Here is a 21,411-nt window from a genome sequence, read left to right as displayed (position 1 = left end):
CTGTTGACTTCGATAAACGTCCGTCGCGTCGGCTTTCGCATCGGGCGTCGGAACCAGCAAGATAGGGGGGTTGTGTCCCAGCCCCCCTCGATTTCCCCCGGTGGCTTTTCTGTGACTCAGATCCCGACGTGGAGCGGCGGACCAGTTAGTCCCGCCAACGGACGAGCGGCGCCCGGCACCACCATTGGTGACCGGTACTCGCTGCGGTCCTCGGTGGGCAACGGCGGCATGGGCACGGTGTGGCGTGCCACAGACACCCTGCTGCGCCGTGACGTGGCGGTGAAGGAGGTCGTCCTGCCCCCAGGGCTGGCCCCCAGCGACCGCGACGCGATGTACGAACGCACCCTGCGCGAGGCCCGCGCCGCCGCCGCCATCCAGCACCCCGCCGTGGTGCAGGTGTACGACGTGGTCACCGAGGCCGGCCGGCCGTGGATCGTGATGGAGCTGCTGGACGCCCGCAGCCTGGCCGACATGGTGATCGAGGACGGGCCGGTCGCGCCCCGCGCCGTCGCCAAGATCGGTATCGCGCTGCTCGGCGCGTTGGAGGTCGCCCACGCGATCGGCGTACTGCACCGCGACGTCAAACCGGCCAACGTGCTGATCTGCTCCGACGGGCGGTGCGTGCTGACCGACTTCGGCGTCGCCCGGATGCCCACGGACGTGCAGCTCACCACCCCCGGCATGGTGCTCGGCTCGCCGCACTTCATCTCGCCCGAGCGGGCCATGGGCCAGGAGTTCGGCCCACCCAGCGACCTCTTCTCGCTGGGTGTGACGCTCTACACCGCTGTCGAGGGGCGGCCCCCGTTCGACAAGGGCGACCCGATCGAGACCATGCACGCGGTGGTGGAGGACCCACCCGCCCCGCCGCAGCGCAGCGGCCCGCTGACCCGCGTGCTGATGGGTCTGCTGGAGAAGGACCCGGCGCGTCGACTGGACGTGCACACCTCCCGGGCCATGCTGCGCGAGCTGCTCGCCGGCCCGCTGGGCAGCACGGCGACGGCGGTGCACTCGGTCACCGACCCGTACGCCGTGGTGCCGGTGCAGCAACGCCCCGTGCCCGTCCTCCCGCCGGCCCAGCCGGAGCCCAAGCCGGACAGCCAGATCGGTGGCCCGGCGATGCTGGCCCCGGGTGAGTCCCTGACCGACCGGCTGTCCTCGTTGCGCCGGGGCAAGCGTCAGCAGGCAGCGTCCGCTGCCGCCGCCACGGGTGGGCTCGACGAGACCAGCGCCGACGCGTTGGCCGGCCCGCTGCACACGCCGACCGGCGCGATGCCGGCCGCCGGCCGACCGGCGGCCGGGCGCACCTACGGCGGCAACGCGGATGCCACCCAGCGGGTGGACGCCGGCAGGCACCCCGACGCCACCCAGCGGGTCAGCTACGGCAACCCGGCCGACGCCACCCAGCAGGTCGGGTACGGCGGCGCACCGGAGGCCACCCAGCGCGTCGGCGGCACCTACGGCGGCAACCAGTGGTCGGTGCCGGGCACCGGCCAGCCCTGGGCCACCGCGCCCGCCACGTCCGGCGGCAGCGCTCTGGACAAGGTCCGGGCCACCGGGGGTCAGCTGGTCACCACGGTCAAGGGCTGGCCGCGCAAGGTCCAGCTCGCCGCTGCCGGCGGGTTGGTCGTCGTGCTGCTGCTCAGCGTGGTGGCGCTCTCCGGCGGCGACGACGACAAGACGTCGCCGAACACCCCGGCCGCGCAGCCCACCCCGTCCGCCCCGGCGGCCCCCACCGTCGAGATGCAGGAGCACACGGCGCGCGGGATCCAGGTCATGGTGCCGAAGGGCTGGAAGAAGGCCACCGGCGGGTCGTACACCGACTACATCGACCCGGAGGACAGCGGCCGCAAGGTCCGCATCATCACCGAGAAGTGGACCAGCAGCTCCGCCCGGTGGGCGGAGACGGCCGAGAACGGCCTCAAGACCAGGAGCACCTCCTGCGTCAAGCCGTACAACCAGGTCTCGGCCTCCACCGAAACCCAGCTGGCCAGCAAGCCGGCCGCCGAATTCGAATACACCTGCGGCGAGGGCGACACCATGCGGCACGGCGTGTGGCGGGGCGTGGCGCAGGACGGCAAGGCGTACTCGTTCTACCTGACCGCCACGGACGCCAAGTTCGCGGAAAGCAAGCCGATCTTCGACGAGATGGCGCGGACGTTCCAGCTCACCGGGGACGGCTGAGCCGGAGGGAACCGACAGGGATGATCCGTCGCCGTGCTATCAAGGGGCATGGCGGCGGACACCACTGACATCGACGACATTCGCGAACAAGCCCGGCGCTGGCTGGCCGACGACCCCGACCCGGCCAGCCGGGACGAGCTGACGGCGGTGCTCGACGGGCTGCCGGCGAGCGCGCCGGAGCTGGCCGACCGGTTCGCCGGCCCGCTGACCTTCGGCACGGCGGGCCTGCGCGGCCCACTGCGCGCCGGCCCGAACGGCATGAACCTCGCCGTGGTCACCCAGGCCGCTGCCGGCCTGGTCACCTGGGTCGCGGCCCAGGGCGGCACCGGCCCGCTGGTGATCGGGTACGACGCCCGGCACGGCTCGCGGCAGTTCGCCGAGCGCACCGCCCAGGTGGCCACCGGCGCTGGCCGCCCGGCGCTGCTGCTGCCCCGCCCGCTGCCCACCCCGGTGCTGGCGTACGCGGTGCGTCAACTGGGTGCGGTGGCCGGCGTGATGGTCACGGCCAGCCACAACCCGCCGCAGGACAACGGCTACAAGGTCTATCTCGGTGCGGAGCTGGGTGGCGAGCTGGGCGCCGGGGCACAGATCGTGCCGCCCGCCGACGCCGGAATCGAGGCGGCCATCCGGGCGGTCGGGCCGCTGACCCAGGTGCCGTTGGGCGAGCCCGGTCAGGTGCTCGGCGACGACCTGGTCGCCTCGTACGTCGAACGGGCCACCGCGGTGATCGACCCGGACGGGTCACGGGACCTGACGGTGGCGTACACCCCGCTGCACGGGGTGGGCGCGGCGGTGCTGACCGCCGCCTTCGCCCGCGCTGGTTTCCCGACCCCCGGGGTGGTGCCCGACCAGGCCGAGCCGGACCCGGCGTTCCCCACCGTGTCGTTCCCCAACCCGGAGGAGCCGGGCGCGGTGGACCGGCTGATCGCCCTGGCCGACTCCACCGGCGCGGACCTCGCCATCGCCAACGACCCGGACGCCGACCGGTGCGCGGTGGTCGTCCGCGACGACCGGCACGGCTGGCGGATGCTGCGCGGCGACGAGGTGGGCGTCCTGCTCGCCGACCATCTGATGCGCCGGGGGGTCACCGGGCTCTACGCCACCACGATCGTGTCGTCGTCCCTGCTGCGGGCGATGTGCGCGGCCCGGGGCCTGCCCTACGACGAGACGCTGACCGGCTTCAAGTGGATCGTGCGGGCCGGCGGCGGGAGCGCGCCGCTGGTCTTCGGGTACGAGGAGGCGCTCGGCTACTGCGTGGCCCCGGAACACGTCCGGGACAAGGACGGCATCACCGCCGCGCTGACCGTGGCGGAGTTGGCCGCTGGCCTGAAGACGCAGGGCCGGACGTTGACCGACCGGCTGGACGAACTGGCCGCCGAGTTCGGCGTGCACCACACCGACCAGCTCTCCGCCCGGGTGGACGACCTGCGGATCATCGCCGACGCGATGACCCGGATCCGGGCGGTCACCCCGACCACGCTGCTCGGGCAGTCGGTGGACAGCGTCAAGGACCTGCTGCCCGAGACGGATGCGGTGATCCTGCGCACCGCGTCGGCCCGAGTGGTGATCCGGCCGTCCGGCACCGAGCCGAAGCTCAAGGCGTACCTCGAGGTGGTGGAGCCGGTGCCCGACGGTGATGTCGCGTCCGCACGAAGCCGGGCCGAAGCGGCGGTCGGGCGGTTGCGCACCGAGGTCGCCGCCGCCCTCGGGTTGTAGGGCCAGGGCACCACCCACCAGCCCGCCTTTGCTCTGCACCCGCCCAGGCACCACCGACGGACGGTCGGGTGGCGCTTCCGCGGGTGCAGAGCAAAGGGCACGTCATGCAGGCCGATCCGCCGCCCGGCGGCGCGCTGACGGTCCGGGCGTCAGCGGCGCGGGCCGAGCGCCTGGTCGACGGCGGTGGCCAGGGCGGCGACGACCAGGCCGACCGACGGGCGGACCACCGAGTCGTCGGTCCTCACCTCGCCGGAGAACCCGGCGCCAGTGGCGATCTCCGACAGCCGGCGGCGGGCGTCGGCGGCGGCCTCTCCGCTCACCCCGAGCGCGGACTCCATCCGGAGCACCACGACCAGGGTGGCCAGCGCGGCGGTGCGCTCGTCCGGGGCCGCCGCGCCGGTCAGCGCCTCGGCCAGCCGCTGCCGGGTCTCCGCCTCGACGGAGGAGTCCACGACCGGGTAGCGGTGCACGTGGATGAAGCCCAGCTCGGTCTCGTCCACGTCCCGGACGACGCCCTGCCGGCACAGGTCGGCGAGGATCCGGTCGCGTAGGCCGTGCCGCAGGCGCTGCACCCAGGACGCCGGGGTGTGCGGGGTGTCGGCGGCGATCCGGCTGAGGACGTCGTCGCTGAACGGCTCGCCCGTCGGCGTCGGGTCGAGCACCGTCAACGCCCCGTCGGCGTACGCGATCCGGCCGGCCAGGGCCAGCTCGACCAGCACCGCGGCGGCCATGCCCAGGTCCAGGCTGATCCGCGGCATGGTCGCCTTGCCGGTCGTGTCGTCGTAGGCGAGGAGCAGCAACTCCTCGGCGAGCGCAACACCAGTCATGGCCGGAGACGGTAGCGGGTCCGCGCACCCCGTGCACGGACCCGCCGAACCCGGTACCGACCGGGTATCGCCTCAGAAGCGGGGCATGCCACCGAACTGACGGTCACCGGCGTCGCCGAGCCCGGGGACGATGAACATGCGGTCGTTGAGCCCTTCGTCGATCGAGGCCGTGACCAGGCGCAACGGCAGGCCGGAGCGCTCCAGCCGCTCGATGCCGACCGGGGCGGCGAGCACGCAGAGCACGGTGATGTCGGTGCAGCCGCGCTCGGCCAACAGCCGACAGGAGTGCTCCAGCGAGCCGCCGGTGGCCAGCATCGGGTCGAGCACCAGGACCGGCAACCCGGTCAGGTCGCGCGGCAACGACTCCATGTACGCGCGCGGCTCGTAGGTCACCTCATCGCGGGCCAGGCCCACGAAACCCATCGAGGACTCCGGCAGCAGGCCCAACGCGGCGTCCGCCATGCCCAGGCCGGCACGCAGCACCGGGACCAGCAGCGGCGGATTGGCCAGCCGGGTGCCCTCGGTGCCGGTGACCGGCGTCTGCACCGGGTACCGCTCGACGGGGAAGGTGCGCGCCGCCTCGTACACCAGCATGGTGGTCAGTTCGTGCAGCGCGGCCCGGAACGTCGAGGAATCGGTGCGCGCGTCCCGCATGGCGGTCAACCTGGACTGGGCCAGCGGGTGGTCAATGACGTGTACGTCCACGATCGCTCAACCTACCGGTCCGGTCGACGTGCCGGTGGGGGTGCGGGCGGACCGGCGATGTCGCTCACGCCGACGCCTGCGTGACCAAGATCACTCGGCGCTTCGGTGCGTAGACTTCTCGGCATGACGGCGACAACGACGTCGGCCCGGTCGGAGCTCTCCGAGCTGGGACGATCCGAGACCGCTCTGCGGACCTTCCTGCACGGCCTGCCCGGCGTGGACCAGGTCGGCGCGGAGCAGCGGGCGGCACAGCTCGGCACCCGCTCCATCAAGACCACCGCCAAGGCCCAGGCGATCGACCTGGCGATCCGGATGGTCGACCTGACCACCCTGGAGGGGGCGGACACCCCCGGCAAGGTGCGTGCGCTCGCCGCGAAGGCGTTGCGCCCCGACCCGGCCGACCCGAGCTGCCCGCACGTCGGCGCCGTCTGCGTCTACCCGGCGATGGTCCCTCACGTCGCCGAGGTGCTCGCCGGGTCCGGCGTGCACCTGGCCAGCGTGGCGACCGCCTTTCCGTCGGGCCAGGCCCCGCTGGAGATCAAGCTCGCCGACACCAGGGCCGCCGTGGCGGCCGGCGCCGACGAGATCGACATGGTGATCAACCGGGGCGCCTTCCTGGCCGGGCGGTACAAGGAGGTCTACGACGAGATCGTGGCCACCAAGGAAGCCTCCGGTGACGCCCACCTCAAGGTGATCCTGGAGACCGGCGAGCTGGCCACCTACGACAACGTGCGGCGGGCCTCCTGGCTGGCCATGCTGGCCGGCGGCGACTTCATCAAGACCTCCACCGGCAAGGTCCCGGTCGCGGCGACGATGCCGGTGACCCTGGTGATGCTCGAAGCGGTCCGCGACTTCCGCGCGGCGACCGGTCGGCAGGTGGGCGTGAAGCCGGCCGGTGGCATCAAGACCACCAAGGACGCGATCAAGTACCTGGTGATGGTCAACGAGACCGTCGGCGCGGACTGGCTCGACCCGGACTGGTTCCGCTTCGGCGCGTCCAGCCTGCTCAACGACCTGCTGATGCAGCGCACCAAGCTGACGACCGGCACCTACTCCGGTCCCGACTACTTCACCCTGGACTGATAGCCGATGTTCGAATACGCCCCCGCCCCCGAGTCCCGCTCGGTGGTGGACCTCAAGCCCTCGTACGGGCTGTTCATCGACGGCACGTTCGTCGACCCGACCGACGGTGGCAGCTTCAAGTCGATCAACCCCGCCTCGGAGGAGGTGCTGGCCGAGATCGCCGAGGCCGGCGCTCAGGACGTGGAGCGCGCGGTACGCGCCGCCCGCAAGGCGTACGACAAGGTCTGGGGTCCGATGCCCGGCCGGGACCGGGCGAAGTACCTGTACCGGATCGCCCGGCTCATCCAGGAGCGCTCCCGCGAGCTGGCCGTGCTGGAGTCGCTGGACAACGGCAAGCCGATCCGGGAGAGCCGGGACGTCGACCTGCCGCTGGTCGCCGCGCACTTCTTCTACTACGCCGGCTGGGCGGACAAGCTGGGTCACGCCGGCTTCGGGCCGAACCCGCAGCCGATCGGGGTGGCCGCGCAGGTCATCCCGTGGAACTTCCCGCTGCTCATGCTGGCCTGGAAGATCGCCCCGGCGCTCGCCGCCGGCAACACCGTGGTGCTGAAGCCGGCCGAGACCACCCCGTTGACCGCGCTGCTCTTCGCCGAGATCTGCCAGCAGGCCGACCTGCCGGCCGGCGTGGTCAACATCCTCACCGGCGCCGGCGACACCGGTCGCGCGCTGGTGGAGCACCCCGGCGTGGACAAGGTCGCCTTCACCGGCTCCACCGACGTGGGTCGGGCCATCGCCCGGTCGGTCGCCGGCACCCGCAAGAAGCTCACCCTGGAACTGGGTGGCAAGGCCGCCAACATCGTCTTCGACGACGCCCCGATCGACCAGGCCGTCGAGGGCATCGTGAACGGCATCTTCTTCAACCAGGGGCACGTCTGCTGCGCCGGCTCCCGACTGCTGGTCCAGGAAAACGTGGCGGACCGGGTGCTGGAGTCGCTGAAGCGGCGGATGGCCCAGCTCCGGGTCGGTGACCCGCTGGACAAGAACACCGACGTCGGCGCGATCAACTCGGCCGCCCAACTGGAGCGGATCCGCGAGCTGTCCGACGCCGGCTCCGCCGAGGGCGCCGAGCGCTGGTCGCCGCCGTGTGAGCTGCCCGACCGGGGCTTCTGGTTCGCGCCGACCATCTTCACCGGCGTCACCCAGGCACACCGGATCGCCCGCGAGGAGATCTTCGGCCCGGTGCTGTCGGTGCTCACCTTCCGCACCCCGGCCGAGGCCGTCGAGAAGGCCAACAACACGCCGTACGGGTTGTCGGCCGGGATCTGGACCGACAAGGGTTCCCGGATCCTGTGGATGGCCGACCGGCTGCGCGCCGGCGTGGTCTGGGCCAACACCTTCAACAAGTTCGACCCCACCTCGCCGTTCGGTGGGTACAAGGAGTCGGGCTACGGTCGCGAGGGCGGCCGGCACGGGCTGGAGGGTTACCTCAATGTCTGAGCGGGTCGCGGTACGCAAGACGTACAAGCTCTTCATCGGCGGGAAGTTCCCGCGCAGCGAGTCGGGACGGTCGTATCTCGTGCAGTCCTCGAATGTGTCACTGGCCTCCCGCAAGGACGCCCGGGACGCGGTGGTCGCCGCCCGCGCCGCCGTGAAGGGCTGGGCCGGCGCGACCGCGTACAACAGGGGTCAGATCCTCTACCGGGCCGCCGAGATGCTGGAGGGCCGCCGCGAGCAGTTCGTCGCCCTGGGCATCCCCGGAGACGAGGTGGACGCGGCAGTGGACCGCTGGGTCTGGTACGCCGGCTGGGCCGACAAGCTCGCCCAGGTGTACGGGGGCGCCAACCCGGTCGCCGGCCCGTACTTCAACATCTCCGCACCCGAGCCGACCGGGGTGGTCGCTGTGGTCGCCCCGGAGCGGCCGGCCCTGCTCGGCCTGGTCAGTGTGATCGCACCGGCGATCGTCACCGGCAACACGGTGGTGGTGGCGGCGTCGCCGTCCGAACCCCTGGCGGCGGTGACGCTGGCCGAGGTGCTGGCCACCTCCGACCTGCCCGGCGGGGTGGTCAACATCCTCACCGGCGCGATCACCGAGACCGCACCGACGCTGGCGGCGCACCTGGACGTCAACGCGATCGACCTGACCGGGGTCACCGACGCCTCGCTCGCCACCGACCTGGAGGTCAAGGCGGCGGAGAACCTCAAGCGGGTGCTCCGACCGGCGTCCGGTGAGGCGGACTGGTTCGCCGACCCGGGCCTGGCCCGGATGACCGCGCTGCTGGAGACGAAGACGGTCTGGCATCCCAAGGGGGTGTGATTCGTCCTCGGCCTTTGGGTTTTCCGGGGGAGCCCGCCCACTCCGGGCGGTCAGGCTTGATCCCTGCGTGGGCGGGCTCCCCCGGAAACCTGACGTGGGCCCGGTCCGTCGGGTGGGTCAGCTTGCGGGTGCTGCCTCGGGTCGGGTTGCCGGTCAACGGTGTCCGCCCGGGCCCCCACCGCCACGCTCGCCCCACGTCACGCCGCTCCGCCCGCGCCACCCCGTCCCGCGCCACCCCGCCCCAAGATCCGCGCAAGTTCCGGGATGTTGCTGTCTCGGGAGCGGCTGAGGCAGCAACATCCCTGTTCTTGTCTGGATCATGAGGGCGTAAAGCGCGGGCGCGGGTCTTGCGGGGGTCTTGCGCCGGTCCGTCCGGCCTCGGTCGGTGATCATGGGGTTGACGGGATGTTTGGTGTCGCGCCACCCGGTCAACCTCATGATCATGTGTGGGGTCGAGTGGGGGTGGGGTGGGGTTGAGGCTCGGGTCGGTGGGGGGTCTACTACCGGGGGTAGGATTGATTCGTGACTCGGTTGGGCGATCTTGAGCGTGCGGTGATGGACGTGCTGTGGGACGTGGTCCCGGGCACGTCGGACGGAGTGACCGTGCGCGAGGTGGCCGACGCGCTCGACGGCCGCGAGCTGGCCTACACCACTGTGATGACAGTGCTGGACCGGCTCGCCGGCAAGGGCATGGTGCAGCGGGAGCGGGAGGGGCGGGCCTGGCGGTACCGGCCGGCGGCCAGCCGCGAGGCGCACATCGCCCAGCTCATGCTCGACGCCCTCGACCTGGGTGGCAGCCGGGACGCCGCGCTGGTGCGGTTCGCCCGCTCGGTGACCGGCACCGAGGCCGAGGTCCTGCGGGCCGCCCTGGGCAGTGAGGCCGGCCTGACCGGGCCGGGTTCCACCGGTGGCGACACGGGCGGCGCCGACGCGCTGACCGATCGGCTGGACGGGCCGGCGGGCCGACGCCCCGCCGGCGAGGCAGCGGAGCGGTAGGGCGCAGGCCATGGCGTACGCCGTGCACTTCGCCGCCACGATGCTGGCCTGTTATCTGACCGCCCAGGTGCTGTCCCGCTCGACCTGGACGTGGCGCAGCCCTCGGGTGGCGATCGTCTGCTGGCAGGCCGTCGGGCTGGCGCTGGGCCTCTCGGCGATGGGCCTGCCGATGGCGCTCGGGCTGAGCGCGTACGACCGGCCGACCGGGTCGGCACTGCTCGCCCTGGCCGACGACCTCGCCCATGGCGCCCTACCGATCGGGGTGGGCACCTTCGAGCTGGCCGGCGTCGGGGTGGGCTTCGGCATCGGGGCGGTGCTGGTCACGACGACAGTGCGCAGCATCCACGGCACCGTACGCGCCCAGCGCCGACACCGGGATCTGCTCTCCCTGGTCGCCCGCAACGACCCGGCCGCGCCGGGCGCGCTGGTGTTGGATCATCCGAGCGCTGCCGCGTACTGCCTGCCGGGGGTGAAGCCGCAGGTGGTGGTCAGCGCCGGCACGCTGAGCCTGTTGGACCGGGCCGAGTTGGCCGCGGTGCTCAGCCACGAGCGGGCGCACGCCAACGAGCGGCACGACCTGGTGCTGCTGCCGTTCACCGCGCTGTGCCGGGCGCTGCCGTGGTTCGGCTGGGTGCGCGACGCGCACGAGCGGGTCGCTCTGCTGGTCGAGATGCGGGCCGACGACAAGGCCCGCGAGCTGCACGCCGAGGCCCCGCTGGCGGGGGCGCTGCGCCAGTTCGCCGCCGCCGGGCACCGGATCACCCCGGCCGGCGCGCTGGGCGTTGGCGACCGGGATCTCGACGTACGGATGCAGCGCCTGCTGGTCAGTGACCGGCCGCCCCGGGTGCTCGGTGCCACCGCCCTCGCGGTCGCCACCATGCTGGTCGCCCTCCCGGTGACGCTCTTCCTGAGCTGACACCCGCAGGGCCCGCCCACGGTCAGGCTGACACCCACCGGGCCCGCCCACGTCAGGCCGGCATCCGCAGGGCACCGCAAGATCGTGCTCGATCCAGGATCGAGTGGCATCCGAGGGTCCACGAGGCCATCACAACCAGGTTCCAGCGCGATCTTCTCTCGATCTCACATCTACTACGCTTTGTCGTAGACTTGTCTACGACCAGGCGTAGTAGGGCTTACATGTAGCCAGCCTACGTGTAGGGTGGCTACGACAAGGGAGCCAACAGCTATGGAGGGCTGGTCATGGACACCCTGCTCCTCGCCCGCCTGCAGTTCGCCACCACCACCTCGATCCACTTCCTGTTCGTCGTCGTCACGCTCGGGCTGGTCACCCTGCTGGTCGGCATGCAGACCGCCTGGGTGCTCACCGGCAACCCGAAGTGGGAGCGGCTGACGCGCTACTGGGGCCAGCTCTACGTGATCAACTACGTGCTCGGCATCGCCACCGGCATCGTGATGGAGTTCCAGTTCGGGCTGAACTGGAGCGGTCTGTCGCGCTACGTCGGCAACGTCTTCGGCGCGCCCCTGGCCATCGAGACGCTGGTGGCGTTCTTCCTGGAGTCCACGTTCCTCGGGATGTGGATCTTCGGCTGGCACCGACTCGGCAAGGGCGTGCACCTCGCGCTGCTCTGGGGCGTGGCGATCACCGCGTACGCGTCCGCGTTCTGGATCATGGTGGCCAACTCCTGGCTGCAGAACCCGGTCGGTTACGAGGTCCGCGACGGGATCGCCCACCTCACCGACTTCGGTGCGCTGCTCACCAACCCCAGCCTCGGCATGGCCCTCGGGCACGTGATCTCGGCGGCGCTGCTGGTCGGCGGGATGCTGATGGCGGCGGTCAGCGCCGGGCACCTGATCCGGCGTACCCCCGACTTCGCGCTCTTCCGCACCTCGCTCCGGATCGGCCTGGTCACCGCGGCGCTGGCCATCACGATGGTGCAGGGCTTCGGTTTCGCCCAGTTCGGCCCGGTCGGCTCGGTGCAGCCGACCAAGTTCGGCGGCGACAGCCCCGAGAGCCGGGCGCTGATCGCCGAGTGGACCACGCGGTTCGGCCCCGGTGACTACACCCCGCCCGCGCTCGCCAGTGTCGGACTGGGCTTCATGATTCTGATCGGCTTCACCCTGGGTTGCGTCTGGCTCCTGCTGCCCCTGCTCTACCGGGACTGGATCATCCGACTGCGCTTTCCGCTCTGGCTGATCCTGATCGGCCTGCCGCTGCCGTTCGTCGCGGTGATCCTCGGTTGGATCTCCCGGGAGGTCGGCCGGCAACCCTGGGTGGCGTACGGGCTGCTCCCCACCGAGCAGGCCGTCTCGCCGGTCAGCGCACCGCTGATGCTCACCTCGCTGATCGGGTTCAGCCTGCTGCTGGGCACTCTCGCCGTCACCAACTGGGTGCTGCTCGTCCGACACGCCAGACGCGGCGCGGCCGACCCGGCGCTCGGACGCCCACCGGCACCGCCCAGCGAGCCCGCCCACCCCGAACCCGCCCTCATCTGAGCACCGAGGAGTAGATCGTGGACCTCGCCTGGTACGCAGTGCTCGGCCTCTTCTTCGCCACCTACCTGGTGCTCGCCGGCTACGACTACGGCGTCGGACTGCTGCTCGCCCGCGGCGTCGGCCCGGCCGGGCGGCGCGAGACGCTCACCGCCCTCGGGCCGTTCTTCCTCGGCAACGAGGTCTGGCTGGTGGCCACCGTGGGCATCCTCTTCGGCGCGTTCCCTCTGCTGGAGGGCGAGTTGCTGGCCGGCTGCTATCCGGCCGTCGTGGGCGCCCTGGTCGGCGTCATCCTGGTCACCGTCGGAGTGCAGTTGCGCAGTCGGCCCGGCAGCGAGCGCGGTCGCGCCCGCTGGGACCGCGTCGTGATGACCGGGAGCGCCCTCGCCGCGCTGGGCTGGGGCGCGCTGCTCGCCGCGCTGTTGCAGGGCGTGCCACTGCGGAGCGACGGGCACGTCGCCGGGGTGACCCACCTGGCCACCCCGTTCGCGGCCGCCGCCGGGATCGCCATGGTCACGGTGGTCGCGGCGCACGGTGCGACCTTCCTCAGTCTGCGCCTCTCCGCCGGGGCCGCCGCCGAGGCGGGCCGTACGGCCCGCCGGCTGGTGCCCGTGGCGCTCACCGCGGTCGCCGTGGCCACCGTCGTGGGCCTGCTCTCCGCCCGGGTACGTGACGCCGTGCAGCAACCGGCGGTGGCCGTACTCCTGCCGGTGTTGCTCGTGGCGGCGCTGCTGGCGGCCCGCGCGGCGCTGGCCCGGCAGCGGCCGGGGTGGGCGGTGGTCGCCACCGGCGCGGCCCTGGCGCTGCCGGTGGTGCTGGTCGGAGCCGCTCTCTGGCCCTACGTGCTGGTGTCCACGACCGACCCGGACGCCTCGTTGCGGGTGGCCGACGCCGCCGCCAGCGCGCCGACCCTGCGGCTGCTGGGCTGGGTGGCGCTGCCGCTACTTCCGGCCCTACTAGGCTTCCAGGCGATGTGCTGGTGGGTTTTCCGAGGAAGAACCGACGGCAGGGCACCGGTGTACTGGTGAGCCGCCGTCCGTTCGACCCGCGTCTGCTGCGCCGGGTCCCCGCGGCCCGGGGCGATCTCGCTGTGCTCGCGCTCCTGGGCGTGCTGGCCGCCGGGTTGATCGTGGCGCAGGCCACCGCGCTCGCGTCGGTGCTGGCCACCGCGATCGACGGCCGGCTGGACCGACCGGCGCTGGCCGGATTCGTGGTCACGGTCGCCGCCCGTTCCGCCCTGGTCTGGGCGCAGGGCACGATCTCCGCGCGGGTCGCCGCCACGGTCAAGGCCACGCTGCGGGCCGACCTGCTCGGCGCGGTGGGCCGGCACGGGCCCGGCTGGGTGGCCGGGCAGCGGGCCGGTGAGATCGCCACGCTGGCCGGGCGCGGATTGGACGCCCTGGACGCGTACTTCACCGGCTACCTGCCGCAACTGGTGCTCAGCGTGACGGTGCCGCTGGCGGTGCTGGCCCGGGTCGTCTTCGCCGACTGGAGCTCGGCGGTGATCATCGCGCTGACGCTGCCGCTGATCCCGGTCTTCGGAGCGTTGCTCGGCTGGCAGGCGCAGGCCGCCACCGAACGGCAGTGGCGGCGACTCGCGTTGCTCGGCGGGCACTTCCTGGACATGGTGGCCGGGCTGCCCACCCTGCGGGCGTTCGGACGGGCAAGGGCACAGACCGACGTGGTACGCCGGATGGCCGACGGTCACCGCGTCGCCACCATGAAGACGCTGCGGATCGCCTTCCTCTCCGCGCTGGTGCTGGAACTGGTCGCCACCCTCTCGGTGGCGCTGGTGGCGGTGCCGGTCGGCATCCGCCTGCTCGGCGGCGGGCTGGCCCTGCAGACCGCGCTGCTGGTGCTGCTGCTGACCCCGGAGGCGTACCTGCCGCTGCGGGCCGCCGGTAGCCGCTTCCACGCCAGCATGGAAGGGCTGACCGCGCTGGACGAGGCGTTGACGCTCTCCGCCGCACCCGCCACGCCCCGGGCCGCCGAAGGCGCCGCCACCCCGGACGCGCGGGCCGAGATCCGGTTCGAGGCGGTGACAGTGGCGTACGAGCGGACCACCGCGCTACGCGACGTGACACTGACCATCCGGCCCGGCGAGCGGATCGCCATCATCGGGCCCAGCGGCGCCGGCAAGAGCACACTGCTCGGCCTGCTACTCGGCTTCGTGGCACCGACCAGCGGCCGGATCACCGTGGACGGGGTCGACCTCGCCACCGTCGACACTGACGCCTGGCGCCGGCAACTCGCCTGGGTGCCGCAGCGGGCGCACCTCTTCGCCACCTCGCTGGCCGACAACATCCGCCTCGGCGCGGCCGACACCCCGGCCGACGTCCTCGCCGCCGCGGTGCACGACGCCGCCCTGGACGACGTGGTGGCCGGCCTGCCCGACGGCCTGGACACAGTGCTCGGTGAACGCGGTCACGGGTTGTCCAGCGGGCAGCGGCAGCGGGTGGCACTGGCCCGGGCGTTCCTCCGGGCCGCCCCGGTGGTGCTGCTCGACGAACCCACCGCCCGGCTCGACAGCGCGGCCGAGGCGGTGGTGCTCGACGCCACCCGTCGCCTTGTCGCCGGGCGGACCGCTGTACTGGTCGCGCACCGACCGGCGTTGCTGGCCGACGCCGACCGGATCCTGCGCGTCGAGGACGGTCGGGTCACCGAGTTGACGCCCGAGCCGACCGGGAGGGTCACCCGATGAGCGGGCAACGCGAGCCGGCCTCGACCGGCCGGGTCGCCGCCGAGCGGGCCGTGCTGCGACTGGCCCGGCCGTACCTGGGTCGGCTCGTCGGGGCCGGGCTGCTGGCGGCCGCCACCGAGTTCGCCGGGCTCGCCCTGATGGCCACCGCCACCTGGCTGCTGATGAGCGCCGCCGGTCAGCCTCCGCTGGACCGGCTCACCGTGGCGATCGTCGCGGTCCGGGCGCTGGCCATCAGCCGGGGCGTGTTCCGCTACACCGAACGGCTCGCCGGCCACGACGCGGTGCTTCGCATGATCACCGACGTCCGCGCCCGGGTCTTCGCCACCCTGGCGGCCCGCCGAGGTGCCACGCACCGCTCGGGGGACGTGCTGAGCCGCCTGGTCTCCGACGTGGAGGCCGTCCAGGACCTGTTGCTGCGGGTGCTGGTCCCCGCTTCGGCGGCGGCGGTGGTCGGTGTGCTGGCGGTCGCCGTGGCGGCGCTGATCTCCGTACCGGCCGCCGGCGCGCTCGCCGTCGGGCTGCTGGTCGCCGGGGTGGCGCTGCCCGCACTGGCCACCGCGATCACCCGCCGCAGCGCGGCCGAGGTGGCCCCGCTGCGGGGCGCACTGGCCACGGACGCGATCGACCTCACGCACGGTGCCGCCGACCTGGCCGCATTCGGGGCGACCGAGGGCGCGCTGCGCGCCGCAGAGCAGCGCGCCCACCGGCTGGCCCGGCTGGAACGTCGGCTGGCCGCCACCGGTTTCGCGGTGGACGCGGCCGGCGTGCTCACCGCCGGCGCGACCGCCGCGGCGGTGGTGCTTGCCGCCCTCGCCGCCGACGTGCCGGGGGTGCTGGTGGGGGTCCTGGCCGTCGGCACGCTGGCCGCCGTCGAGGTGACGCTGGCGCTGGTCACGGCGGCCCGGCAGTGGACGCAGCTGCGGCCCGGCCTGACCCGGGTGGCCGACCTGCTCGACGCGGAGCCGCCGACCGCGCCACCCGTGACCGGCCGTACCGACCTGACCGGCCCGCACGAGCTGCGCTTCGTCGACGTGACAGTGCGGTACCGGGCCGGCGCGGCACCCGCCCTGGACGGCGTCAGCCTGGACCTGCCGGCGGGACGCCGCATCGCGGTCGTCGGCCCGAGCGGCGCCGGCAAGAGCACACTGGCCGCCGTGCTGACCGGCACCGTCGCGCCCGCGTCCGGCCGGGTCACCCTCGACGGTCACGACCTTTCGGCGTACGCCGAGGAGGCGCTTCCCCGCGCGGTCGGCGGGCTGCTGGCCGAGGCGTACGTCTTCCACGCCACGGTGCGGGAGAACCTGCTGCTCGGACGTCCTGCGGCCGGCGAGGAGGAGCTGACCGCCGCCACCGCCGCCGCCGGTCTGCTGGACTGGGTCCAGGCCCAGCCGGCCGGCTGGGACACAGTGGTCGGCGAGGAGGGCGGCCAGCTCTCCGGCGGGCAGCGGCAGCGACTGGCGCTCGCCCGGGCCCTGCTCGCCGCGCCGCCGGTGCTGGTGCTCGACGAACCCACCGAGGGTCTGGACCCGACCGCCGCAGATGCGGTGCTCGCGTCCGCCCTCGCCGCCACCCCCGCCGGGCACTCGGTGCTGCTGATCACCCACCGGCTCAGCGGGCTGGCCGAGCTGGACGAGATCGTGGTGCTCGACGGGGGCCGGGTGATCCAGCGCGGTCGACACGCCGAACTGGTGGCCGCCCCGGGCTGGTACCGGGACCAGTGGCTGCTACAGACCGCCGCCGAACGCGGTTACCTGGCGCTCGCCCCCTGACCCGACTCCGGGGCGGACCAGGGTTCTCCCGGACGTCGACGCGTCGGGCTCCGTGGCAGGGTGGTGCCATGGCGCGCGGTGAGGACGTGATGGTCGACGAGCACCTGCGGGAGCTGGCCGCTCGATTGCAGGGGCCGGCGCGACTCAAGTCCGACCTGCTGACCGAGGCCCGGCACGGGCTGCTGGACGCCGTCGAGGCGTACCGGGAGAGCGGGGTGCCACCGACCGAGGCGCAGCGCCGGGCGGTGGTCGAGTTCGGCTCACCGGCGCAGCTGCTCCCCTCCTGGCAGGCCGAGCTGGCGGTGGGCGCCCTGCGCGGGCTCTCCCTACGGATGCTGGCGATCGCCGGGGTGGGGGTGGTCGCCGGCGATCTGACCTGGCGCGGGTCGAGCTGGAGTGGCGGGCCCCGCCCGCCGGGCGGCTACCTGCTGCTCGCCAGCTCGGTCGACTGGATCTGGATGAGCGCGTTGCTGCTCTCGGTGGCCGGTCTGCTGGTGGTCCGGGCGAGCACGCGGGCGTCGCGGCCGGGCCTGGCTTTGGCGCAGCGTGCGGTGGGCGCCGGCCTGACCGCCGTCCTGATCCTCGGCATGGTGGCCGGCTCCGCGCTCTTCGCCTGGTCCCTCAACCTCTTTGACGCGGCGCTGCAGTGGCCCCCGATGATCATCGGATTGGTGTTGGTGGGCGGCGGTTACTTCTCGCTGACCCGCGCGGCGCGCGGCTGGCTGCTGGCCATCCGCTGATCGGCGACCGGACCGGGGCGGGTCAGGCCGGGGTGGGCGGGCTGTCGGGGTCGAGGAACCGGCCGACGGTCAGTTGGAACTCGCGCCAGCCGGCGCGCTCCCCGGCCAGCGCCCGCCGGCCCGAGTCGGTGAGCTGGTACGTCCGGCGTTCCCGGCCGCTGACAGTGCTCCAGGTGCTCGCCACGTGGCCGGCCCGTTCCAGCCGGCGCAGCGCCGGATAGATGGTGCCGGTGGGTAGGTCCAGACTGCCGTCACTGCGGGCCCGCAGCGCCTCGATGATCGCGTAGCCGTGCAGCGCGCCCTGTTCGAGCACGGCGAGCAGCAGAGCGTCGAGATGGCCGTGCAGCGCCTGGGCCTTCATACGTAGCTACGCTACTTGTCAGACGGCCGCTTCGCCAGCGGTGACCACCAGCAGGTCGGACCCGTGCGTCGGCCGGCCACCGGGGTGCGGGCACCGGTCACCCAGGGCCGCCGACTAGGGTATGTGCCCAGAGTCACTCGCCGGTAGGAGACCCGGTGGGTGGGCAACCCGAAGCACACGGAGGTCAGCGTGGCCCGCCAGTCGCCCCAACGGCCCGACGCCGACGAGCCCGAGCTCGACGACACCACCGGCGCGGCCCAGCCAGACGAGACCGAGGAGACCGACCGCCCGTCGGCGTCGATCGATCGTTCACTCTGGGACGAGCTGCGCATCGACCCAGTGGAGATCGCCCTGCCCGCCGGCACCGGCTTCACGCTGCGGGCGTACCGGCCGGCCAGCTCGCTGACCCCGACCGACGTGACCGAGCGCGACCAGGACGACCCGTTCCTCGCCCGCCGCCAGGCGATCGAGGAGGAGGAGGACGACGAGACCGTCGTCATCCTCGACGAGGAGCTGGCCCAGGAGTTCGCCGCCGAGGACGACGACGAGGACGCCAAGCGCCGCCGGGACGGCGTCGCCGCCGACTCCGACGACGACTCGGACGAGGCCGTCGCGGACGAGGAGAACGACGAGGAGGTGCCGGTCTTCCTCAGCCACCAGGGCAAGCTGCTGCTGTTCAAGACCCCCGAGTCGCTGGTCAGTTTCATCCGATCCGGTGCGCCCAACGATCTGTCCCAACTGGACAGCTGGAATGAATTGTCCGAACGGGTGGAGCCGGCAGATATCGCTCCGCTCGACGAGGACACCTACGAGCTCGACCTGGTCGTGGAGAACCTGCGCGGCGGGCACGACACGTGGGATTCGACCCTGCTGATCGAGGCCGGCGAGGTCGCGCGTGACCTCTCGTACGCATTGCGGCTGCCTGCGGTACTCGACATGCTCTCCGCCGGCTCCAGCCTCGACGACCTGGACGAGGCGCTGCGCGCCACGGCCAACGGTGGGATCGGCGCGTTCATGGGTCGCCGACGGCTGAAGAAGATCGGCGCGCAGACCGCGAGTTTGGGTTGGCGCACCATTGTCGGCAAGATCTCTGCGGTGGTGGACTGGCGCGACTGACCCGTACCGGGGAGCATCAGTTGCTGGCAGAGGAAAGACCTGTCCCGGGAGGAGGACGACGCCGTGGCGCTCGTGCGCGTTTACTGCGGTCTGGCCTCGGCGGATCCGGCTGACCGACCGGCCTCCGCCGGCTCGACGCTGACGTCCGCTGTGGTCGACGACGCAGGCCGTCTGCTGCATGTCTGCGAGATCAGCGATGACGCCGCTGGCTACGCCCAGCTCGTCGCGCTGCTCGTGGAGCGGTCGGGCGGGCCGAGCGGTGCGGCCATCGCCGCCGACAGCGACGACCACACGGTCACCTCGCTGCTGAGCGCGGCCGGGCGGCCCCTGGCGATCGCCGACGACGACTCGGTGGACGACTTCGCCGAGCGGTTCGCCGATGACGATTCCCTTGAGGAGATGCAGTCGCCTCCGGCCGAACGACGGGCGGTCGGCCTGGCCCGCGCGTTGCAGGCGGGGGCGCTCTCCGCCGTCACCCTGCCGGCACCCCGGGACCTCGCCGGCTACAAGCAGGTGCTCTCGGCGCACGCCGCGCTGGCCAGTGGTCGACACTCCGCCGCCGTGGCGCTGCGCGAGGTTCTGCGGGAGCTCTACCCGGCGGCCCTGCGCGCCTACCCGGACCCGGCCGAGCCGGTCTCGCTGGCCGTGCTGGACGCGCTGCCCGAGCCGGGCATGCTCGGCGGCACCGTGGCCCGGGGCCGCGAGGTGTCGGTCGCGGCGGATGCCATCGCGGCGCACCTCGCCGCCGACGGGGTCGCCGACGCCGATGAGATCAACGAAGCGGTCACCGCCCTGCGGGTCGCCATCTCCGAGACCCCCCGACGCGCTGCGGTCAACCGGGCCCTCACGTCCGCGGTGGCCGAGACGGTCCGCCAGGCCGTCGCCTCCGTCCGGGCCTGCGACGCCGGGTGCGAGGCGTTGGTCAGCGCGCTCAGCTCACGGGTCAGCACGCCGGTTCAGGCGCCCGGCCGCCGGGCCGCTGCCCGTCGTGGCGAATCCGTCGGTGAGCTGACCGGCCTGGCCGGCACCAACGCCGGTCTGACCGGCCTGGCCGGCACCAACGCCGGTCTGACCGGCCTCTCCGGCGCCAATGCCGGACTCCGGTCGGTCCGACCCACCCCGCCAGCCGCCGAACCGGCACCCGCCGGGCGGCGCAGCCGCCCCGAGCCGGTCCCCGGTAACGCGCCGCTGGCGTCGCCCCGCCCGCTCGGGCCGCCACCGGTCGCCCCGGCACCGGTCACGCCCCCTCCGGTCGCCCCCGCACCGATGGCTCCGGCGGCGATGGCTGGTCCGCCGTCGTCCACGCTGCCCAGCCGTACCGAGTCGACCTCCAGCCGGATCGACGGCCCGACGAACCGACCGGTCTCCGCACCGCCGCCCCCGCCGCCCGGGATCACCCCGATCGCGCCGGCACAGCGCGGCACGGTGCCTCCGGCCGAGGCCGGCGAGCCGTTCCGGCCGACGCTGACCACCGCCGCGATCAACAACGCGCGGGCCGAACGGCAGCGCACTGTCATTCCGCCCCGCCCCAAGACCAACGGCGAGCCCCGGCCGAGCCACCTGCAACGGCCGGTCGACGAGCCACCCACCGGCGGCTTCAGCGCCACCGACCTCAGCATTCCGGTGCCGACCCCCCGGCCGGGGCAGGAGCCGGCGGCACCGCCCGGCTCCCGCGCCAACTGGCCGCTGGTCAACAACCCGGAGGACCCGTCCGACAGTTCACCGAACAACCCGGTGGCCTACCCGTACGGCGGAAGCCGGGTGGACGCCCCGACCGACCCGGGCCGGGCCGACGGTCGCGTCACCCCGCCCTGGCTGGCGGACGACCTGCCACCGGAGCCGCCGATGCTGCGGTTGGTGGAGCCGCCGCCGCTGGCCGACCGGGCGCTGCGCGAAGGGCTCAACCCTGCCTCGGAGCAGCACCTGGAGACGCCGCCGCTGCGCCTGGTCGACCGCGAGCAGGCCGCCCGCAACGGCCGGGCGGCCCCCCGTACCGAGCGTGCCCCCGAGCACCGGCCGGCTCCCCCGGTCGAGCACCGGCCGCCGCCGATGGAGCACCGGCCGCCGCCGGTCGCCGACGAGGGCGACGGCGACCTGTTGATCTTCGCGCAGGCCAAGTCTGCCTGGTTCGTCGGGCACGCTGACGAGTCCGACCTGGACTGGTCGACCACCGCCGACACCGGTTGGCAGGCCGCGGAGCAGGCCGCCCGCCCGGCGGTGGGCGCCGAGACCAACGCCGGGCTACCGAAGCGTGTGCCGCAGGCCAACCTGGTGCCGGGTTCCCCGCTGCGCGAGGAGCGCCCATTGCGGATAGTGCGTGATGCGGCAAGCCTCGCTGAGAACACGACCGGCTACTTCCGTGGTTGGCGTCGTGGTCAGGAGATCGGCGGTTTCGCGGTGGGCGGTCGGCCCGGTCGTGAGGCGGCCGGCGGCTGGGACTTCAGCCGCGACCACGGGGACCGCGACGATGACCGCGAGTACGAGTACCGTTCGGCGGGCTACCAGTCCTGA

General features: G+C 73.2%; 16 protein-coding genes and 2 pseudogenes. 15 read left to right on the top strand and 3 right to left on the bottom strand.

Features of this window, described 5'->3' with window-relative positions; genetic code table 11:
- Nucleotides 1–111 precede the first annotated feature (111 nt).
- Together QSK15_RS04820 and QSK15_RS04815 are read left to right on the top strand one after the other, a co-directional pair.
- Nucleotides 112–2,181 carry a serine/threonine-protein kinase gene (locus QSK15_RS04820; protein ID WP_285793062.1) on the top strand — a complete coding sequence of 690 codons (2,070 nt, stop codon included), beginning with the start codon at nucleotides 112–114 and terminating at the stop codon, nucleotides 2,179–2,181.
- A gap of 48 nt (nucleotides 2,182–2,229) precedes the next feature.
- Complete coding sequence (locus tag QSK15_RS04815; RefSeq protein WP_285793061.1) at nucleotides 2,230–3,897, top strand: phospho-sugar mutase; 1,668 nt, start codon at nucleotides 2,230–2,232, stop codon at nucleotides 3,895–3,897.
- Between the two features lie 149 nt (nucleotides 3,898–4,046).
- Here the strand turns inward: QSK15_RS04815 and QSK15_RS04810 are convergent, their stop codons facing one another.
- Both QSK15_RS04810 and upp read right to left on the bottom strand, forming a co-directional pair.
- Complete coding sequence (locus tag QSK15_RS04810) at nucleotides 4,047–4,724, bottom strand: GOLPH3/VPS74 family protein (RefSeq protein ID WP_285793060.1); 678 nt, start codon at nucleotides 4,722–4,724, stop codon at nucleotides 4,047–4,049.
- A 72-nt stretch (nucleotides 4,725–4,796) separates the two neighbouring features.
- Entirely contained in the window at nucleotides 4,797–5,429 is a 633-nt protein-coding gene (upp, locus tag QSK15_RS04805) for a uracil phosphoribosyltransferase (protein ID WP_285793059.1), read from the bottom strand.
- A 123-nt stretch (nucleotides 5,430–5,552) separates the two neighbouring features.
- Here upp and deoC point away from each other — a divergent pair, with 123 nt between their 5' ends.
- From deoC to QSK15_RS04755, 10 genes are all read left to right on the top strand, one after another.
- Complete coding sequence (gene deoC / locus QSK15_RS04800) at nucleotides 5,553–6,512, top strand: deoxyribose-phosphate aldolase (protein WP_285793058.1); 960 nt, start codon at nucleotides 5,553–5,555, stop codon at nucleotides 6,510–6,512.
- A 6-nt stretch (nucleotides 6,513–6,518) separates the two neighbouring features.
- The gene (locus tag QSK15_RS04795) at nucleotides 6,519–7,949 is read left to right on the top strand and encodes an aldehyde dehydrogenase family protein (RefSeq protein WP_285793057.1); all 1,431 of its coding nucleotides are present in this window, start codon (nucleotides 6,519–6,521) and stop codon (nucleotides 7,947–7,949) included.
- Nucleotides 7,942–8,766 (top strand): aldehyde dehydrogenase family protein, encoded by an 825-nt coding sequence (locus tag QSK15_RS04790; protein ID WP_285793056.1) that lies wholly within the window; start codon nucleotides 7,942–7,944, stop codon nucleotides 8,764–8,766. Before QSK15_RS04795 ends, QSK15_RS04790 begins: the two co-directional genes overlap by 8 nt.
- Nucleotides 8,767–9,288: 522 nt before the next feature.
- A complete protein-coding gene (locus QSK15_RS04785; RefSeq protein ID WP_285793055.1) occupies nucleotides 9,289–9,762 on the top strand; it encodes a BlaI/MecI/CopY family transcriptional regulator in 474 nt (157 codons plus the stop codon).
- A gap of 10 nt (nucleotides 9,763–9,772) precedes the next feature.
- Nucleotides 9,773–10,678, top strand: coding sequence for a M56 family metallopeptidase (locus QSK15_RS04780; protein ID WP_279515128.1), 906 nt, complete (start codon nucleotides 9,773–9,775; stop codon nucleotides 10,676–10,678).
- A gap of 284 nt (nucleotides 10,679–10,962) precedes the next feature.
- Nucleotides 10,963–12,216, top strand: coding sequence for a cytochrome ubiquinol oxidase subunit I (locus QSK15_RS04775; RefSeq protein WP_285793054.1), 1,254 nt, complete (start codon nucleotides 10,963–10,965; stop codon nucleotides 12,214–12,216).
- 17 nt (nucleotides 12,217–12,233) lie between these two features.
- The gene (locus tag QSK15_RS04770; protein WP_285793053.1) at nucleotides 12,234–13,241 is read left to right on the top strand and encodes a cytochrome d ubiquinol oxidase subunit II; all 1,008 of its coding nucleotides are present in this window, start codon (nucleotides 12,234–12,236) and stop codon (nucleotides 13,239–13,241) included.
- Nucleotides 13,238–14,914, top strand: a complete 1,677-nt coding sequence (gene cydD / locus QSK15_RS04765; protein WP_285793052.1) for a thiol reductant ABC exporter subunit CydD — start codon at nucleotides 13,238–13,240, stop codon at nucleotides 14,912–14,914. Before QSK15_RS04770 ends, cydD begins: the two co-directional genes overlap by 4 nt.
- Complete coding sequence (cydC, locus tag QSK15_RS04760) at nucleotides 14,911–16,683, top strand: thiol reductant ABC exporter subunit CydC (RefSeq protein ID WP_352232161.1); 1,773 nt, start codon at nucleotides 14,911–14,913, stop codon at nucleotides 16,681–16,683. Before cydD ends, cydC begins: the two co-directional genes overlap by 4 nt.
- 68 nt (nucleotides 16,684–16,751) lie before the next feature.
- Complete coding sequence (locus QSK15_RS04755) at nucleotides 16,752–17,423, top strand: permease prefix domain 1-containing protein (protein ID WP_285793051.1); 672 nt, start codon at nucleotides 16,752–16,754, stop codon at nucleotides 17,421–17,423.
- A 22-nt stretch (nucleotides 17,424–17,445) separates the two neighbouring features.
- Here QSK15_RS04755 and QSK15_RS04750 read toward each other — a convergent pair whose 3' ends face one another.
- Entirely contained in the window at nucleotides 17,446–17,784 is a 339-nt protein-coding gene (locus tag QSK15_RS04750) for a PadR family transcriptional regulator (protein WP_285793050.1), read from the bottom strand.
- A gap of 159 nt (nucleotides 17,785–17,943) precedes the next feature.
- Between QSK15_RS04750 and QSK15_RS04745 the strand changes: the two genes are divergently transcribed.
- The 3 genes and pseudogenes from QSK15_RS04745 to QSK15_RS32585 form a co-directional block, all read left to right on the top strand.
- A complete protein-coding gene (locus tag QSK15_RS04745; RefSeq protein ID WP_285793049.1) occupies nucleotides 17,944–18,900 on the top strand; it encodes a SatS C-terminal domain-containing protein in 957 nt (318 codons plus the stop codon).
- A 39-nt stretch (nucleotides 18,901–18,939) separates the two neighbouring features.
- Nucleotides 18,940–20,649 (top strand): annotated as a pseudogene (locus QSK15_RS04740) (transposase); the annotation flags it as partial.
- Nucleotides 20,650–20,940: 291 nt separating this feature from the next.
- Nucleotides 20,941–21,411: pseudogene (locus QSK15_RS32585) on the top strand (transposase); the annotation flags it as partial.

The organism is Micromonospora sp. NBRC 107095 (assembly GCF_030269705.1).
Classification (GTDB): Bacteria; Actinomycetota; Actinomycetes; order Mycobacteriales; family Micromonosporaceae; genus Micromonospora; species Micromonospora parva.
This window is presented reverse-complemented; position numbering and strand designations above follow the sequence as displayed.

Coding starts and splice junctions, on each gene's coding strand:
- QSK15_RS04750 (WP_285793050.1), bottom strand. CDS start 17,784: ATGAAGGCCCAGGCGCTGCACGGCCATCTCGACGCTCTGCTGCTCGCC.
- QSK15_RS04795 (WP_285793057.1), top strand. CDS start 6,519: ATGTTCGAATACGCCCCCGCCCCCGAGTCCCGCTCGGTGGTGGACCTC.
- QSK15_RS04775 (WP_285793054.1), top strand. CDS start 10,963: ATGGACACCCTGCTCCTCGCCCGCCTGCAGTTCGCCACCACCACCTCG.
- QSK15_RS04810 (WP_285793060.1), bottom strand. CDS start 4,724: ATGACTGGTGTTGCGCTCGCCGAGGAGTTGCTGCTCCTCGCCTACGAC.
- deoC (WP_285793058.1), top strand. CDS start 5,553: ATGACGGCGACAACGACGTCGGCCCGGTCGGAGCTCTCCGAGCTGGGA.
- QSK15_RS04815 (WP_285793061.1), top strand. CDS start 2,230: ATGGCGGCGGACACCACTGACATCGACGACATTCGCGAACAAGCCCGG.
- QSK15_RS04755 (WP_285793051.1), top strand. CDS start 16,752: ATGGCGCGCGGTGAGGACGTGATGGTCGACGAGCACCTGCGGGAGCTG.
- QSK15_RS04790 (WP_285793056.1), top strand. CDS start 7,942: ATGTCTGAGCGGGTCGCGGTACGCAAGACGTACAAGCTCTTCATCGGC.
- QSK15_RS04780 (WP_279515128.1), top strand. CDS start 9,773: ATGGCGTACGCCGTGCACTTCGCCGCCACGATGCTGGCCTGTTATCTG.
- cydC (WP_352232161.1), top strand. CDS start 14,911: ATGAGCGGGCAACGCGAGCCGGCCTCGACCGGCCGGGTCGCCGCCGAG.